We start from the raw sequence: 19,426 nt of genomic DNA, 5'->3' as shown, positions 1-19,426 counted from the left end.
AATATTCCTTTTAATTTCACGCCCCTATTTTGTTGGGATTTTCTAAAGAAACTTTATCTTTGTGATATCAACAATTAAAAGAATATGGTTCGTTTTAATCTCGTTATCACCATACTACTAACGATAAGTATGGCTGTCAAAGCCGAACTGACCAGCCGGATGTTCGATGTCAGACAGGTAGGCTATGCGGAAGGTCTTAGTAGCCAACGTGTTTTTTCGATTGTCGAGGACGGAGACGGTGCCATGTGGATTGCTACAAAAACCGGGATAGACAGATACAACGGTCATACAGTAAAGAACTATGATCTACCGGGAAATTTCTATTATGGCGATCTTGCCGGACGCAGGCTTTACTTATTGTACGACGCACGGCAAGGACTGTTTGCCTACGACCACACCGGACGAATCTACCGATACTCCACCATTCACGATCATTTTGAGCAAGTCCTACATCTGGGGCTATTGATTCAGGAAGAAGTCATCTTGAACAAACTTTGTTTGGATGATGACGGAATCTGGTGGATGGGATCGGATAAAGGACTATACAAGCAGGAAGCGGACAACCGTATAGTTGCCGTGCTCAAAGGACAATATGTCAACGACATCGCATTTGCCGGCGAATCGCTCTATGTGGGTACTTCTAACGGAGTCTGGCAACTTTCACACGCCCAGCCGGATAGAAAACACCAATTGCTGGAAGGGTGGAATGTACAGACATTGTTCTGCGACAAAACGAAAAAAGAACTCTGGATAGGCACATTTGGCAGCGGTTTGTCTGTGATGAACCTCAACACTTCCAAAATGCTTGCGCTGGAGGGACAAGGGAGTACGTTCCTTCATCCGATACGGGCAATTACAGACTACGATGTACACACCATACTCATAGGCGTAGACGGTGGCGGTGTGTATGCGATAGACAAAGACACCAAGAAAGCCCGTTTATTGATGAATACCAAAGATGACACAGATACTTACCTGCGAGGAAACGGCGTATATGCCGTAACCAGAGATGATCAGGGCAACATCTGGATAGGCAGTTATACGGGAGGCGTATCCGTAGCTATCCTACTGAAACATCCCATTTCGATATTAGCGCACGAAAAAGGAAACACCCATTCTCTTGTCAGCAACAACGTCAATGATATCGAAGAAAACTCGGATGGCAACCAATGGTTCGCTACTGATGATGGAATCAGCATCCGAAACACCCTGTCAGGCACTTGGAAACACGTGCTGAAAGAAATCGTAACCATTTCTCTTTGCACATCCGGAAATGGGAACGTATGGGTAGGAACGTACGGAGACGGGGTGTATCTGTTGAATAACGACGGACGCGTGTTGCGCCATCTCACCAAGCAACAAGGGCAACTTACTACCAATTATATCTTCTCCGTCAGGAAAGACATGGAGGGAGACTTATGGATAGGCGGTCTGGACGGATGCCTGATCATGTTTGAAAAAGAAAAAGGCAGCAGACGGTCGTTTGACGTGAATTGGGTACAGTCCATTGAACCCATCGACCGGAACCGGGTAGCAGTGGCTACCGTCAACGGTTTCTTTCTGGTGAACAAACACACAGGAAATATACAGCACTATGCCAATTCCCAGGAATTTCACAATCAGAATGTCAGTGCTTATATCATCTCTATGTTGTTCAACGACGACGGAACCGTGTGGCTGGGAACCGAAGGGGGAGGATTGAATCTGTATGACATGAAAAACCGGACGGTAAAGACTTTCACTGTTCAAGAGGGATTGCCGTCCAACGATATATATAGTTTGCAGCGAGATGACAAAAAACGCCTGTGGGTCAGCACCGGAAAAGGAATTGCCTTGATAGACAGCCTGCGCGTTTCGAACCTCAACTATGCAGGCAATATAGACAAGGAATATAACAAGTCTTCATTTGCCCGGTTGATGAACGGCGAATTTGTGTATGGCAGCACGGACGGTGCCGTCTTTATCATGCCACTCGATATTTCAACTGTAGACTACCGGACTCTCCTGCGTTTCACAGGACTAACAGTGGATTATCAAAACGCCAAGGAAGAAGAATCATTGAGACCCACCATTCACGATATGCTTGTCGACCATGCAGTACGGCTCGGCTATAAGTACAACTCGTTTACAGTTTCTTTTGAATCTATCAATTATCGTTTCCAGCGCGACATTGTCTATCAGCATATTTTAGAGGGGTATGACAATGACTGGAGCATACCGTCCGCCGAGGGGAAGGCATCCTACACTAAGGTATCACCGGGCACTTATCTTTTCAAAGTGCGCAGCCTACGGCGCAGCGACGGAAAGACCATCTCCGAGAGTGCCTTAAAAGTGGAAGTGAGCCAGCCATGGTGGAACTCGTGGTGGGCTTGGACTATTTACCTATTTATAATAGGCTTCGTTTTCTATTTCATTCTGCGATATAAGAGCAACCAACTCCAAAAGAAATACGACGAAGACAAAATACGTTTCTTCATCGACACGGCGCACGACATCCGCACGCCGGTGACGCTTATCATGGCGCCGCTGGAAGATTTGAGCCGGGAACAAGATCTCTCGGATAAAGCCCGTTATTACCTGAACCTGGCCCATGAAAGTACCCGGAAGCTCCATTCACTCATCACACAGTTGCTCGAATTTGAAAAAGTAGACGCCCACAAGCAATCCTCTTCATCGGTTCCGCTCTGTCTGAATGAAGTTTTACTGAAAGAAGTTTCCGTCTTCCGGTCTTTTTGCGAGAAGAAACAGTTGACACTGAATCTCACCCAACCCGATGAATCCGTTTTCGTTTCGGCAGACAAACATCTGATAGAGATGTTACTCGACAATCTTCTTTCCAATGCCTGCAAATACACAATGCCCCAGGGAGAAATCAGCCTGGATTTGAAGGCTACGAAACGCAAAGCCATCCTGTCGTTGAAAGATAACGGAATAGGTATACCGGAGAAAGCGAAAAAGCATATCTTCTCCGACATTTACAGAGCCGAGAATGCCCGGCAGTCACAGGAAGAAGGAACCGGATTCGGACTGTTGCAGGTGCAACGCATTGTAAAGACGCTGCATGGAAAAATCACTTTCTGTTCGGAAGAGGGAAAAGGAACTACTTTCACCGTAACATTGCCGCGAACTACCGCCGTAGCCGAATCGGTGTCGCACGAACCATCCCTCGAACACCTTGCCGGCACATCGGATAAGAATAGCCCCGAAACGGACAAGATGAAAGATCCGGATGACCGGAATACGTTGCTCATTGTAGAAGACCATGAAACTCTCCGCCACTACCTCCGCCAGACCTTTGAACACCTCTATCGGGTGATTGATGTCGCCAACGGACACGAAGCTCTCGCCTGCCTCGCCAATGAATATCCGGACATCATCCTCTCCGATGTCATGATGCCCGGCATACGGGGTGACGAGCTTTGCAAACTGATCAAGGAGAATCCTGCCACATCGGGTATTCCCGTTGTTCTACTGACGGCAAAGGCTAACCATGAAGCAATAGTGGAAGGATTGAAGAAAGGCGCCGATGATTACATTCCCAAGCCATTCAGTACCGAGATACTGAAATTGAAAGTGCAAGGATTGATTGATAACCGAAACAGACAACGGCAGTTTTTCATGCGGCAAGCTATCGCTCAAGTAGAGGCGGGTGGCAAACGTGACAACAACGAAAGCAATGAAAGCCACGAAAGCATCGACAACAAAAGCATTACGACAGCAAACGAAACAATGGCCGAGGGCGACCGTCGGTTCATCATGCAAGCCACACAGTTTGTTCTTGATCATTTGGATGAACCCGATTTCAACATCAACCTCTTATGTCATGAAATGGCAATGAGCCGGACACTATTCTACAGTCGTCTTAAATCACTGACAGGAAAAGGACCGCAAGAGTTTATCCGTATCATCCGGCTTCAGAAAGCTGCCGAGCTGCTGAAAGAAGGTAAAAGCGTAACCGATGTCGCCGCCGAAACCGGATTTGTCAACACGAAGTATTTCAGTTCATTGTTCAAGAAACAATTCGGGATGCAGCCGAGTAAATATAGTGGTAAATAGACAAGTATTAAAGGTATAGAAATGAGCTAAACGATCATTTGTTCTTATGTCTGAATTAAATTCCTAACTAAAAACCGCATGGTTTGGAATCAATTGCCACTAATGATTTTATTAGTTATTTTTAAGCAATCGTTTACCTATTGATAGTTATTTCATTGCCTAAGGAGTTTTCGTTTGACTATAGTCAAGCGATAGTTCAACATATGTCAAGCGTTCGTTCAACAACTGTCAAACGAAAACTCCTTAGGCAATTGAAAAAATAATATAAGCAAGAGAAAGAAATAAAAACTGCATATTGACGAGTTATTGTCAGCAATAGTATCTTGGGATCATTCCGTACAGCAACAATCTTCGAAAAAGAATGGGTAAGATAACGTCCGTTCGATAAAAATCAGCTGATTTGTCAGCAATCAAACCTAATATGTCAGCAATCTGACCATCGTTTCAGCCGGATATTAGCATCTTTGCACCAAGCTTTACAAGTATAAAGCACATATTACGTTTAACCTTTAAAATGCTAAAACGATGAAAAAAGTAGCACTATTCCTATTTTTATCCGTTTGCTTCGCGCAACAATCCTGTTCGTCGGATTCTGTTGGAACGGAACCGGAGGAAAATCCACAAGACATTCTTTTTAAAGACGATTTCAACTTTTTCGACGAAAAAGTATGGACGAAAGAAACTCATGAACCCGGTTGGACCAATCAAGAGCTACAGGCATACGATGCCGCTCATGTATCGGTTGGAAAGGACGGGGATAAATCGGTTCTGATTCTTACCGCTGAACGCAAAGGGAATAAAATCTACTCCGGCAGGATCAATTCAAAAGGGAAAAAGAGTTTCAAGTATCGCAAGATAGAAGCAAGTATCAAGCTTCCCAAGACTAACGGCGGACTGTGGCCTGCGTTCTGGATGATGGGAGATAACGACAAAGAATGGCCGGCATGCGGAGAAATCGACATTATGGAAATGGGAGAACAAAGCGGAATGGCTGCGGGCGATTCGGAAAAACAGGTGAACACCGCCATTCACTATGGCCCTAGCGCAGCGGCTCACGAACAGCAATACTACAAAGCCAATGTTGCCAACAGCCTGCAAGACGGCAATTATCACACCTACTCTCTGGATTGGGATGAAAACAGCCTGACAATATCCGTCGACAACGTCAAGTTTCATACGTTCGACATTAGCTCGAACACATACTTTCATGACAACTTCTACATTCTGTTCAACCTCGCCGTGGGAGGTGCGTTTACAGGGATTACCGACATTAATAAACTGACGGGACTGAGAGACGGCCAGAAAGTGAATATGTACATCGACTGGGTGAAAATATTATAGGAATCTTAAATATATATGCTATGAATATGAAAAAATGTAAGTATCTACTGTTTTGCGGAACACTCTCCCTTTGGATGGCGGGAAGTTTCCAGCAAGTGTATGCAGCAACGGAACCAAGTTCCCAGGCTGTTCAACAACAAAGCAACAAGGTAACCGGAAAAGTGAGCGATGCCACCGGTCCCATCATTGGGGCTTCCGTAGTGGAGAAAGGAACTGCCAACGGAACCATTACCGATCTGGATGGAAATTTCAGTTTGAATGTAAAAGCCGGAGCTACGCTCGTTGTCAGCTACGTGGGTTATAAATCCGAAGAGGTGAAAGCGGGAAGAGGCCCTTTGAACATCACCTTGAAAGAGGATGCCAAAGCATTGGATGAAGTGGTGGTTACCGCCCTTGGCATTAAAAGAGAGCGCAAAGCGTTGGGTTACGGCATTGATGAAGTGAAAGGCGAAGCTTTGACCAAAGCCAAAGAAACGAATCTCATCAACTCCATGGCAGGACGTGTGCCGGGCTTGGTAGTCAGCCAAACTGCCGGTGGTCCTTCCGGTTCTACACGTGTCATTCTGCGAGGCAGTACCGAAATGACCGGCAATAACCAGCCTCTTTATGTAGTGGACGGTGTACCTTTGGACAACACCAATTTCGGTAGTGCCGGTACAAACGGAGGCTTCGACTTGGGCGATGGTATTTCGAGCATCAATGCCGATGACGTAGAAAACATGTCGGTATTAAAAGGTCCTGCAGCGTCCGCGCTTTATGGCAGCCGTGCCAGCCATGGTGTTATCTTGATTACAACCAAGCGAGCCAACAAAGATAAAATCAGCGTGGAATATAACGGAACGCTGACTTTCGACACCCAACTCGCCAAATGGGACGAAGTGCAACAGATATACGGTATGGGAAGCAACGGTACTTATAGCTATGATGCCATATCCAACACGAACAAGAGTTGGGGCCCCAAAGCGGACGGTTCAAACATGCTGAAGTATTTCGACGGCGTGGAACGTCCTTTCCTGATTGTCCCCGACAATACGTCCAACTTCTTCCGTACAGGTATCACCGCTACCAACTCCGCCATCATAGGTGTGAACAGCGGAAAAACCGGCATTCGCTTCACCTATACGGACATGCGCAATAAAGATATTGTTCCCCAGACACACATGAGCCGTGACATTTTCAACCTGCGTGCCAATACGTCTGCGGGAAAGGTAGACTTGGATTTCAGCGTCAACTATACACGGGAGGACGTAAAGAACCGTCCGGCTCTGGGCGACAGCAAGTCCAATATCGGTAAAAACCTGATGACTCTCGCCAGCACCTACGATCAGGAATGGCTGCAAACCTATCAGACTGCCGACGGCGAATATTCCAACTGGAACGGTATGGATCCCTACAATGTGAATCCGTATTGGGATATCTATAAGAATTTCAATAAATCCAAGAAAGATTTGTTCCGCATGAATGGCAAGGCCGTATGGAACGTCGACCAACATCTGAAACTTCAAGCAACACTGGGTGCCGAACTCAACTGGTTCACATTCGATGATTACAAAGCGCCTACCACTCCCGGATTCGAAGCCGGAAGACTTCAAAACAGCGCTTTCCGCAACCGCATGTACAACTTTGAAGTGTTGGCTCTCTACAACAACCATTGGGGTGATTTCGATTTCAACGCTACGTTAGGCGGCAATATATATAAGGTAAACAACCAGACCACTGTTACCACCGCTCAAGACATGAAGATACGCGATGTCCCTTCATTGACGAGCTTCAACGAGATCAGTGTAGTGCCCGGCAGTTACCGCAAGCAGATTAATTCGGTCTACGGAGCAGTGAATGTGGGATGGAAACACATGCTTTACCTCGATGCTACGTTGCGTGGCGACCAATCATCTACTCTTCCTATTGGCAACAACATGTATATGTATCCTTCTTTCTCCGGTAGCTTTGTGTTCTCCGAACTGACAAAACTGGGTGACCTCCTGCCTTACGGAAAATTACGTATGTCATGGGCACAAGTGGGTAGCGATACCGACCCTTATCAATTGGGACTTGTCTATACAAAATCCAAATATGCTTATCCCGGATATACCATCGGATATATCGATAACGGAACCATCCCCAACAAAGACTTGAAACCAACCAAGACAAACTCCGTGGAAATGGGATTGGAATTGAAGTTCCTGAAGAACCGCATCGGGCTGGATTTCACCTACTATTCTCAAATCAGTAAAAACCAGATTATGGGAATGGCAAGTTCCTGGACAACCGGTTATAACTATCGCTTGATCAATGCCGGCAAGATAGAAAACAAAGGTATTGAGATTGCCCTCAGCACACGACCGATTCAAACACGCGATTTCTCTTGGGATATTAATCTGAACTTCTCCAAGAACAGCAACAAGGTAAAAGAACTGGATGGTGAATCGGATATGTTTGAACTGGAAAAGGCGACTTGGCTCGACGTTCAGATAGCCGCTAAGGTAGGTGAAAACTTTGGTTCTATTGTGGGTCCGGACTTCCAACGAAATGAAAAAGGAGATATTCTGATTGACCCGCAAACCGGCCTGCCGCAATATGACAAGAGCAACCACGTATTGGGTAATGCTTCCTGGGACTGGACAGGTGGATTGCTCACCAACTTTACTTACAAGAATCTCTCACTGGTGGCGGTATTCGACGTGAAAGTAGGCGCCGACCTCTATTCTATGTCTGCCCGTGCCGCCCACGAATCGGGTAAAAGTCCCGAGACACTAGCAGGACGCGACGCCTGGTATCGCTCGGAAGAAGAAAGATTAGCGGCCGGCATTGCAAAAGGATCCGATAACTGGAAGCCGACAGGTGGATTCGTTGCTCCGGGTGTCATCGACAACGGTGATGGAACTTATCGCCCCAACGACATCTACATCAATCCGGAAGACTACTGGATGAGCGTTTGCCGAAATGCACCTTCTATGTTTGTTTATGACAACTCATACGTGAAATGCCGTGAACTGACGTTGAGCTATAATGTACCCAAATCCTGGCTAAAGAATGTAGTAAGCGGACTGACTGTTTCGTTCGTTGCGCGTAATCCGTTCATCGTATGGAAGAATATCCCGAATATCGACCCGGATTCCAACTACAACAATACCACCGGTATGGGACTTGAATACGGTTCGTTGCCTTCACGCAGAAGCTATGGTTTTAACGTAAATGTGAAATTCTAAAAAGATATATCATGAGACAATCTAAATACATCACAATCCTCACGATGGCATGTGCCCTGTTTTTCGCTTCTTGCAGCGACGAATACATGGAAAACATGAATACCGACCCTTCCAAGGCCGCTACCATCGACCCGAATGCGCAGCTCACCACTGCCCAACTGCAAACGTACGGAGACCTTAGTATGATGGAAATCTACCGTAACTACCATTATGCGTTCACCCAACAACTGATGGGGTGCTGGAACACCACCAACTACGGCGGACGCCATACGTTGGACAATAATGAGATGAGCCGTATCTGGACATCGTTCTACACTCAATCCCTGAAGAATATCATTGATGCTCAATATCGCACAGCCGAAGATGCAGAGAAAGTGAACATCAACTCCGTGCTCCGCATCTATCGGGTTTACCTCATGTCTATCGTCACGGACACTTACGGAGACGCTCCTTTCAGTGAAGCCGGACTAGGATTCCTCGAAGGAAAATTCAATCCGAAGTATGATAAGCAGGAAGATATTTACAACACTTTCTTTCTGGAGCTGGAAGATGCTGTCAATAAAATCGATCCGACCAAAGATAAAGTGACAGGCGATCTCATCTATGCCGGCGACGTAACTAAATGGCAACAATTGGCAAACTCGCTTCGCCTTCGTTTTGCCATGCGAATCTCCAATGTCAATCCGACAAAGGCACAAACGGAATTTGAAAATGCTCTAACTGCCAATGGTGGTGTGATAACGGACGCCTCAAGCGATGCGCTCATCAAATACATGACAATAGCATTTAGTTTCGGACAAGAAGCTTACTCTGATTATCGCGGAAATTCATTGTCGCAGTTGTTGTTCGGTAACGACCCCGCTAATAATCCAAGTTACCTTTGTTCCACCTTCTTTAATCAGTTATACAATTCCGACGATCCCCGCACGTTCAAAATTTCCCGCTGCTATTACGACGGACTGATGAGTGCCACCAGTCCCGACAATCGTGTCGACATCACCCAAGAAATGATTGACAAAGGGATTGCTTTCAGTCCGCGCGACCCGGGTGCCTACTCGTGGGAACCATGGCCTACGGGTTACGATAGCGATATTTGTGCCGCGTTAGCCGTTAACAATCCTTCCGTTACAGCAACTATGGCTCGTGAAGTGGAACCTAAACTTGCCAATAATTTCCAAAGAAGCGACAATCCGGGCGTAGTGATGACTTCAGCAGAAGTGAAATTCCTGATGGCGGAAGCTACCGTGAAAAAATGGAACGTCGGCAGTGTTTCGGCAGAAGATCTTTACAAACAAGGAGTGCGTGCGGCAATGGATTTCCTGACAGACAACTATGATTGCACAGCTACTACCGATGCAGAGTTTGATGCATTCATCCAAGATAAAGGAGCGTTCGGACATACAGACAATCAGAAACTTGAAGCCATCAATACACAGGCATGGATTCTTCACTTCACCAATCCTGCCGAATGTTGGGCAAACGTACGTCGTTCCGGTTATCCGAAGTTGAAATCACCGGCGGAATACGGGTTCGGACAATACCTCACCGGTGGAACGGAAATTCCGGTACGTCTATGCTATCCTGTATTGGAATCTTCCTATAATAAGAAAAACTACAATGAAGCCATCGAGCGCATGGGAGGAACAGATAATTGGCACAGCCTTCTGTGGTGGGATACTGAAAACTAACTATTAAACAATCATCCATTATGAAAAAGATATATATTGCACTATTTGCCCTACTCGCTGTAGGCTCCATATTTACTGCATGCACTGACGAAGAACCGTTCGCTACGGTGACAGAGAATGATGATCCGCATATCCTTGACCCGGTATTTCCTGATAGAACGAACGGTCAATTGGCTACATTCGCCAACATCAGCCGGGATGCGAACTTATCCATCGCGCTGACCGTGACTCCGAAAGATTACACCACAGTAACCTGGTTCATTGATGGGCAGGAAGTAGAATCGGGTACCGACTCCGACAAGGAAATCAACCGCAGTCTGAAAGCCGGTACGTATAATTTGAAAATAGAAGTAGAAACCGTGAAAGGGAAGAAGACTTCCCGTGAAGGATTAGTGGTGGTCAAACCATTGGCTGATGACCCTCAATCTAAGGAAGTTGCCTTTGAGAGAATTGTATCTCCCGGCAAGACTGCCCGTTTATATGGCAATAATCTACAGAAGGTAACGGCCATCCTCCTGGGAGGAAATACGATTACCGATCCCACTTATGTTGAATCGGCAGATGAGAATTATCTGGAATACACCGTTCCGACAGGCGTAAGCGAAGGCGATTACCGCATCGTTCTGCAAGATGCCGACAGCAATGAATATGGGGCCGACATGGTGAAAGTAACCAATGCTTCCCTTATCATTTCGGGAGCTAACCGGGCTACTGCCAACGTGGACTGGACCATTTCCGGTATCAATCTTGAAAACATCGCTTCTCTAACTATCGGCGGACAGACAGTGTCTCAATTCAGCAACCAATCTTCTACGGAAGTTACGCTGACTTGTCCGGATTTGTCTGACGGAAGCTATACGATGACAGGTAAAACCCGTAGCGGAGAGGCTGTACAGTTCTTGAACGACAATGTTACAACTACCGAACAGACTGTTACCGTATCTACCGAAATAACGCTTTGGTCGGGACACCATTACGTTTCGTGGGATAAACCGGACGGTGACCCCAACAAGAGTTTCGGTCTGATTCCGAAGGATGTGTTTGCCGGTATCACAGCCGGATCAACACTGAAAGTAGTCTACTCCATAGAACCGACTGCCGAATATCATCAGATGCAACTTGCCACAGGTTGGTGGGGTGGCCTGGCAGATAAGATAGAATTTACGGAAAACGGTGAATACACACTGGTGCTGACACAGGATATACTGAATAAGATTCAAACTGAAGATGGATTCTTATGTACGGGACATGGCTATTATGTGGATTTGGTAACCGTGAAATAATTATCCTAAGTAAGTTTAAAAATCATTCATGCCATGAGTATCTGTCATTCTTCGGGTTAAAGCCCTCTGAATGGCAGATTACATAAACGATACTACTTAAAAAACAAATCATAATGAAACTAAGAAATATTATATTAATGACCGCATCTATCGCAATGACTGCCTGTTCCAAACAGGCAGTTCCCACTGCCATTCCTGAAGACGCAAAAATTGAACAACAAGTGGAAGAGCTTCTATCAAAGATGGATCTTGAGGCCAAGATAGGGCAAATGACCGAGCTTGCTATTGATGTATTAGGAGAGACGATAAATGGAGAATTCCAATTGGACGAGGCAAAACTCCACAAAGCGATTGCCGAATATAAGGTAGGTTCGTTTCTCAATGCTCCCGGCCCGGTAGCACAAAGCCCGGAAAAGTGGAACGAGATTATCAGTCGAATACAAGAACTGTCGATGACGGAGATTGGTATTCCATGTATCTACGGCCTGGATCAGAATCATGGTACTACCTATACATTGGGCGGCACGCTCTTTCCTCAGAACATCAATATGGGTGCTGCATTCAATCCCGAATTGACCTACGAAGCGGCACGTGTAACAGCTTATGAGACAAGAGCAAGCAATTGCCCCTGGACATACTCCCCCACTGTCGATATGGCGCGCGATCCCCGTTGGCCACGTGTGTGGGAAAACTATGGAGAAGACTGTTTAGTCAATGCCATTATGGGTAGCATTGCTGTCCGAGGCTTTCAGGGAGATGACCCTAACCATATTCCCGCCGACCGAATTGCTACATCCGTAAAACATTACATGGGATACAGCATGCCACGTACCGGTAAAGACCGCACGCCGGCTTATATATCGGTTTCCGAACTGCGTGAGAAATGTTTTGCACCGTTCAAGGCTTGTGTGGAAGCAGGTGCACTGACTATAATGGTCAACAGTGGTTCCATCAACGGAAAGCCTGTACATGCCGACCGCGAACTCCTCACACAATGGCTGAAAGAGGACTTGGGATGGGACGGAATGTTGATCACCGACTGGGCGGACATCAACAATCTTTATACCCGCGAACATGTGGCGGCGGACAAAAAAGAAGCCATCGAAATGGCAATCAATGCAGGTATAGACATGGCTATGGAACCATATGATCTCAATTATTGTACATTACTAAAAGAGTTAGTACAAGAGAAGAAAGTGCCCATGAGCCGCATCGACGATGCCGTCCGCCGGGTGCTTAGACTTAAATTGCGTCTGGGTCTGTTCGATCATCCGAATACCTTGCTGAAGGATTATCCTCTCTTCGGCAGCAAGGAGCATGCGCTTATCGCACTTCATGCAGCCGAAGAATCGGAAATATTGCTAAAAAATAAAGATAATATTCTTCCGCTTCCTCAAGGAAAAAAGATATTGGTAACCGGTCCGAACGCCAACTCCATGCGTTGCTTGAACGGCGGTTGGAGCTATTCGTGGCAAGGACATCTGACCGATAGATTTGCCGACAAATATAACACCATTTACGAAGCAATCTGCAACAAATTCGGAGCCGATCATGTCCGTTTGGAACAAGGCGTAACCTACAAACCCGAAGGGGCTTACATGGAAGAAAATGAACCGGAGATTGAGAAAGCTGTGACCGCCGCCCGCAACGTGGATATTATTATCGCCTGCATCGGTGAAAATTCATATTGCGAAACACCCGGTAATCTTTCAGAACTTGCCATCTCCGCCAACCAAAGCAAACTGGTAAAGGCACTTTCCGCTACGGGAAAACCGATCATCCTGATACTCAATGAGGGTCGTCCCCGCATTATCAACGACTTGGAGCCATTGGCTGATGCTATTATTGACATTCTATTACCCGGAAACTATGGTGGCGACGCATTGGCGAACATTCTGGCAGGAGACGTAAACCCTAGTGCCAAGATGCCTTACACATATCCGCGACACGAGGCAGCACTGACCACCTACGATTATCGGGTGAGCGAAGAGATGGACAAAATGGAAGGAGCTTACGACTATAATGCGGTAGTTTCCGTTCAATGGCCTTTCGGATACGGATTGAGCTACACCACTTTCGAATACAGCAACTTCCAAACAGACAAATCTTCATTTACCACGGGAGATGAATTGCGCTTTTCCGTAGACGTAACCAATACCGGTAAATATGCCGGAAAAGAAGTCGTCATGCTGTTCAGTAGTGATCTTGTGGCTTCGCTTACTCCCGAAAACCGTAGGTTACGGGCTTTCAAAAAGGTGGAACTGCAACCAGGCGAAACCCGAACTGTCACTCTATCCATCAAAGGCAGCGACTTGGCTTTTGTCAATTCCGATGGGCAATGGATACTGGAACAAGGGGATTTCCGTATGCAATGCGGAAATCAAACGCTGAATATTATATGCAAGTAAACAGAATACACCCATTAATGGATCAACCCGAAAAGCCGATTGTTTTTTGGGTTGTTTCTGTACAATATTGAATATACTTTTTAGGCACGGAAACCGTGTAATCCGTGCCTAAATTTATTATATAAACTAATTAGATGACATACCCATTATAAAGGATATTCCTCAAAAGCATACAAAATGGTAGATAAATAACGTTCACCTGTATCGGGTAATAATGCAACAATCATTTTCCCTGCATTTTCCGGTCGTTTCGCCAGTTCCGTAGCAGCATATACAGCTGCGCCTGAAGATATACCTACCAATAAACCTTCCTGTTTGGCTAATTCACGACTCGTACGAATGGCATCGTCATTCTGCACCTGAATAATTTCATCTACGACAGAAGCCTTGTATGTCTTAGGAATAAACCCTGCACCAATTCCCTGAATCTTATGCGACCCGGGCTTTCCTCCCGAGAGTACCGGAGAATCAGAGGGTTCTACCGCCACAATCTTTATACTCGGATCACGCATCTTCAGAGCCTCACCTACACCGCTAACTGTCCCACCAGTACCTACTCCGGCTACAAAGATATCGACTTTCCCCTCGGTATCTCTCCATATTTCCAGACCAGTAGTTCGTAAATGCATGGCGGGGTTAGCAGGATTCTCAAATTGTTGCAAGATGACAGCTCCTGGAGTGACAGCCTTCAGTTCTTCAGCCTTGGCAATAGCTCCTTTCATACCATCGGCACCAGGGGTCAACACTAATTCCGCACCCAAAGCTTTCAGAAGATTACGCCGTTCGATACTCATGGTATCAGGCATCGTCAGAATCAGTTTATAGCCTTTAGCTGCCGAAACAAAAGCCAATCCCACGCCGGTATTTCCACTGGTCGGTTCAATAATAGTTGCTCCGGGATGCAAAATTCCTTTCGTTTCTGCATCCTCAATCATAGCCAATGCTATGCGGTCCTTCACGCTTCCTGCCGGATTGAAAGATTCAATCTTTACAATCAGACGAGCTTTCAGGTCGTTACTTGTATTATAATTACTAAGTTCCAATAACGGAGTGTTACCTACCAAATCCGTCAATTTTCTTGCTATCTTTTCCATATATATCTGTTTTAAATTTCCCTTGTTTTAATATATGACAAAGATAGTGCGGATTCTGTTCAGGGTAAATACCACATATGTGGTAAATTCATACCACATATATCTGACTTCCTGCCAGATATTATATTAAGAAATCAGCTCTCATAGGGCTGAATGTATCAATCAATACACCTGCTTCCAGACAAACACATCCATGAGGCTGGTCAGGTTCCACATAATAACCATCACCTGTAGAGAGAATTTCTTTCCGATCGCCAATGGTCAACTCAAACTTACCGCTTGCGACATAAGTAGCTTGGCTATGATAATGTTGATGCATAGAACCGACGGCACCTTTCTCAAATTCCACTTTCACCATCATCAGTTGCCCGTCATACCCCATTATCTGGCGGCGGATTCCCGGAGCCGGTTTATCCCAATCCAATTCTTTCTCAAACTGAAAAGCATCACTGCGTGTTTTCATCTTCCAATCTATTATTATTTATAACTATATTATTTGAATTTCTTCACATAATCTGCAATCAGATAACATGCCGGGCCGAGTACTTGACCATGATCGAATCCTTGCATTTCATACAAAGTCACTTTCTTGTTACCTATACTTTTCAAGACAGCTTCCAGCAGCGCATTTTCTTCATACCTTGCCGCCATTTCCAGATGCTTGTCCCCCGTAATCAGCACAAGAGGAGCCGTTTCCTTACGAGCCTTATTTACCGGAGCATACTCATCAACCACCGGAATGCCGTCAGGCAAACCGCGTTCCTTACGAATAGTGAAATGTGTCACCGTCTGGCCACTAACCGGAAGATAAGCAGCCACACTATCGGCATCTGCCCCGTATGCTGCCATATACTTTTTATCCATTGCCAGAATCAACGAAAGATAACCTCCCGCAGAATGACCGGAAACAAAAATATGATCTTTACGACCACCATACTTTTCAATATTCTTGAAAACCCATGCCACAGCTTCAGCCGCATCTTCGATATAAGCCGGATTCTTTGCTTTCGGACTCAAACGGTAATTCACCGTCACTACTGCAAACCCTTGTTCTCTCAATTCTTTGGGGACAAATTTATTTCCACCTTCCATACCACCACCGTGAAACCAAACGATAGTTGAGAAGTCCTTCTTGTTTTCAGGATAATAAATATCCAGTTTACAACGTTCCAGACGATAGGTGTCCGTTTCGGAACCGGAGATATAAGATATATCTTTGTCGGTACGATAAACATTTTGTGCTTGAGCAATGCAAGTACAAAGCAAAAAGAGAAGAAGGCAAATCTTTTTCATGATCTTATTTATTTCAGTATTTCGTATTCTTTTCCAATATGCGTCATCCAACCTTTAGTGTCTAGGCCGACTCATAATCATCTCAGATAAAACATCGGCTGGCCACCATCTTAATATAGGGATATCCATATTTCTAATAAAATGCAATATTACGAAATTCTAATAAGAATAGAAAATGAAAATATTTATTACGTTGTTGATCTCCTCATAACAACTTTATCGTGTATTAGATTTCTGTTTAAAATAGCATTACAAATACGGACAATTGTCAGTCAACACTTTACAGACAATTACTATTAGAATATTCCTAGTAAATGCGATATTAAGATTTAATAAAAAATAGCGGGCTATATAATAATATTCAGGATAATATCAGACTTTCTTTATGATAGCCTCATAAGGAATAAGTCTGATATTATCCTGAATATATTTTCTAAAAACAATGTCCATCTACAGCCGAACATTCAGAACCGAACGTCCTTCCACTGGTATCTCTTTCGACACATACCCCTCTTTGGAGAAAATCAAGACATCATCAGATGCAACTTGTTTCAGCAGATATTCTCCTTTCTTGTTAGTCACGGTCAATTCCGTCTTATTTCCCATCGAATAGATACGGACTCCTTCTACCGGAGTAGCTTGTACATCTCTAACTACCCCACGCACTGTTATCTTTTTACCTGTTCCAATCTTAACCTGATTCTGTTTCATACTTGACACAGACACTGCAGCAACAGAAATATCTCCTACCCCTATTACTTGCTTCTGCAAAATACAATCTGAAGCATTTCCAACTTGAATCTCAAATTCCCCGGACTCAAGGAAAGGATTTCCCTCCTTATCGATCAAACATAATTCAGATACAGGAACTTTTAGTATTACTTCTTTTTGTTCCCCTGGTTTCAGTTCCGGTTTGGCAAATGCTTTCAACTGTTTCACTGGAGTCACAACAGAACTTACCAAATCACGAACATACAGTTGCACCACTTCTTTACCCGTTCTTTGTCCTGTATTACGAACCTGTACTTTTACCTTTATTGTATCTCCGGAAGCATATATATTCTTGTCACATTCCATTTCATCAAAAGAGAAAGTCGTATAACTCAACCCATGCCCAAAAACCCACAATGGTTCAGGAGATGAGAAGACATAGTCACGACCGGATTGTTCATAACTGCCGGGACGTTTATAAAATCCCTTATCAGAAGGCAAATGATTATAATACACCGGTAAATGCCCTGCACTTTGGGGGAAAGAATAAGTGAGGTGTCCCGATGGATTCACCTTTCCGAAAAGAACATCAGCAATAGCATATCCTTCCTGTTCGCCGCCATACCACTGCGCTACAATAGCAGGAATATGTTCTTTCTCCCAAGAAATAGCAAAAGGCTTGCCACTCACCAAGACCAATATCACCGGTTTGCCAGTAGCATAAACCGCCTGAATCAAATCACTTTGTGCGCCAGTCAGACTTAAATCGCTTAAATCAAATCCTTCTCCACAATTCGTACGCGTATAGTCACGAGCCAATGAAGCACTGGAACTCCCGCAGAAAATCACAGCAACATCACTTTTCAGTGCCGCCTCCACCGCTTCCTCGATACCTGTTGCATCACGAGACATCATACTACAACCAACAGCATGATTTATTTTAATTTTCTCTCCCACCAACGCCTTAATTCCTTGTAATGGAGTAATTCCATCTTTATTATCCCGACTCCATGTATAATCACCAAACTGTACCTGATCTGCATTGGGACCTAAAACTGCAATAGAAGTCAATTTATTCATATCCAGAGGTAACAGATTATTTTCATTCTTCAACAGTACGATAGATTCTTCCGCTATCTGGCGAGAAAGTTCTACACTTCGGATAGAATGCATTCCACCGGAAACGGCATGCTTATTCCCGTATGGATCTTCAAAAAGTCCATATTCAAATTTCGCAGTCAGTACCCGGCGAACAGCTGTATTTATATAAGACTCATCCAGTTTTCCTTCTTTTACTAACCGGAATAATTCGGGATAACACTCACTGGAAGCCTCTACATCCAGCCCTGCAGTTAGTGCTTGTATTGCAGCCTCCGCTTTATTAGCTGCCGTATGATGAAAAGTCTCCAGCATTTCTATAGCACCCCAATCCGAGTAAACATATCCTTTAAATCCCCAGCGGTCTCTTAATATATCAGTTAACAGATACCGGGAAGCCGAATTCGGTATCCGGTTCCAGGAGTTATAAGTAGACATGACTGCATAAACAGGTAAATGCCGTAACACCATCTCAAAAGGTTTCAGATAAACAGCATGCAAATCATATAAACCACAATCCACAGAAGCCAGGTTTAACCCTCCCAACGGATTCCCGTGTGGGCCATAATGTTTCAGCATGGGAGAAATTCCACTATCAAGATATCCTTTCACTTCTGACTGCGCAAAGATGCCACAGAGATACGGATCCTCTCCATAAGATTCTTCTACTCTCCCCCAACGCAAATCACGTACAACATCAATACACGGAGCTAATACCTGCCTCATTCCTTGCGCATGCAAATCATCGGCAGTCATACAAGCCCTCCGATAAGCAAGTTCTGGGTTAAACGTACTACCGAGAGCTATATTTTGTGGAAAAATGGTAGAACCTTCATGCGCAGAGCCATGCAAAGATTCGGCTACAGTAAAGGCCGGAATACCGAGCCTGGTACGGGTAAGCATATATTCCTGTATTTCCCGCATACTACTCCGACAATTCTCACCCGTCAACGGAAAACCTTCCACAAATCCATATCCTGTTTCTCCAACAACAGCGGTTAGTTTCTCTTTGTCCAGCGTTTGTTCATTGAAAATGTCCCACGAATGTAAATGACGTATCTGTGCGATTTTCTCTTCCAGCGTCATACGCATCATCAAATCATCCACTCGTTGTGAAACAGACAACCCGGCTTGTTGATAAGGAAACAGTTGCGCATTTACAACTGTTGCTAATAAAGTCAGGAAAACTCCTGACAAGAATCTCTTTTTATTCAATGAGATTGCTATGATTCTCTTTCTCATCGT

General features: G+C 44.9%; 10 protein-coding genes. 6 read left to right on the top strand and 4 right to left on the bottom strand.

Features of this window, described 5'->3' with window-relative positions:
* Nucleotides 1-84: 84 nt before the first annotated feature.
* The 6 genes from I2I04_RS04135 to I2I04_RS04110 all read left to right on the top strand — a co-directional run bounded on the left by I2I04_RS04135 (nt 85) and on the right by I2I04_RS04110 (nt 13,985).
* Entirely contained in the window at nt 85-4,056 is a 3,972-nt protein-coding gene (locus tag I2I04_RS04135; protein ID WP_195654386.1) for a hybrid sensor histidine kinase/response regulator transcription factor, read from the top strand.
* Nucleotides 4,057-4,581: 525 nt separating this feature from the next.
* Entirely contained in the window at nt 4,582-5,397 is an 816-nt protein-coding gene (locus tag I2I04_RS04130) for a family 16 glycosylhydrolase (RefSeq protein WP_195470384.1), read from the top strand.
* Nucleotides 5,398-5,417: 20 nt separating this feature from the next.
* Entirely contained in the window at nt 5,418-8,606 is a 3,189-nt protein-coding gene (locus I2I04_RS04125) for a SusC/RagA family TonB-linked outer membrane protein (protein WP_195654385.1), read from the top strand.
* Between the two features lie 11 nt (nt 8,607-8,617).
* Complete coding sequence (locus I2I04_RS04120; protein ID WP_195654384.1) at nt 8,618-10,294, top strand: SusD/RagB family nutrient-binding outer membrane lipoprotein; 1,677 nt, start codon at nt 8,618-8,620, stop codon at nt 10,292-10,294.
* Between the two features lie 20 nt (nt 10,295-10,314).
* Nucleotides 10,315-11,577, top strand: a complete 1,263-nt coding sequence (locus I2I04_RS04115) for a hypothetical protein (protein ID WP_143258870.1) — start codon at nt 10,315-10,317, stop codon at nt 11,575-11,577.
* 113 nt (nt 11,578-11,690) lie between these two features.
* Nucleotides 11,691-13,985: a glycoside hydrolase family 3 N-terminal domain-containing protein gene (locus I2I04_RS04110; RefSeq protein ID WP_195654383.1), complete on the top strand. Its 2,295-nt coding sequence runs from the start codon at nt 11,691-11,693 to the stop codon at nt 13,983-13,985.
* Nucleotides 13,986-14,131: 146 nt separating this feature from the next.
* Here I2I04_RS04110 and cysK read toward each other — a convergent pair whose 3' ends face one another.
* From cysK to I2I04_RS04090, 4 genes are all read right to left on the bottom strand, one after another.
* A complete protein-coding gene (cysK, locus tag I2I04_RS04105) occupies nt 14,132-15,079 on the bottom strand; it encodes a cysteine synthase A (RefSeq protein WP_195654382.1) in 948 nt (315 codons plus the stop codon).
* A 121-nt stretch (nt 15,080-15,200) separates the two neighbouring features.
* Entirely contained in the window at nt 15,201-15,542 is a 342-nt protein-coding gene (locus I2I04_RS04100) for a cupin domain-containing protein (protein WP_143258868.1), read from the bottom strand.
* 29 nt (nt 15,543-15,571) lie between these two features.
* Nucleotides 15,572-16,372 (bottom strand): alpha/beta hydrolase, encoded by an 801-nt coding sequence (locus I2I04_RS04095; RefSeq protein ID WP_195654381.1) that lies wholly within the window; start codon nt 16,370-16,372, stop codon nt 15,572-15,574.
* Nucleotides 16,373-16,822: 450 nt separating this feature from the next.
* Nucleotides 16,823-19,423 carry a glycoside hydrolase family 3 N-terminal domain-containing protein gene (locus tag I2I04_RS04090; protein WP_195654464.1) on the bottom strand — a complete coding sequence of 867 codons (2,601 nt, stop codon included), beginning with the start codon at nt 19,421-19,423 and terminating at the stop codon, nt 16,823-16,825.
* Nucleotides 19,424-19,426: the final 3 nt, after the last annotated feature.

Source organism: Bacteroides sp. 1001136B_160425_E2 (assembly GCF_015559655.1).
GTDB classification, from domain to species: Bacteria; Bacteroidota; Bacteroidia; order Bacteroidales; family Bacteroidaceae; genus Bacteroides; species Bacteroides luhongzhouii.
The sequence above is the reverse complement of the archived record's forward strand: the minus strand, read 5'-3'. Positions and strand labels throughout refer to the sequence as shown.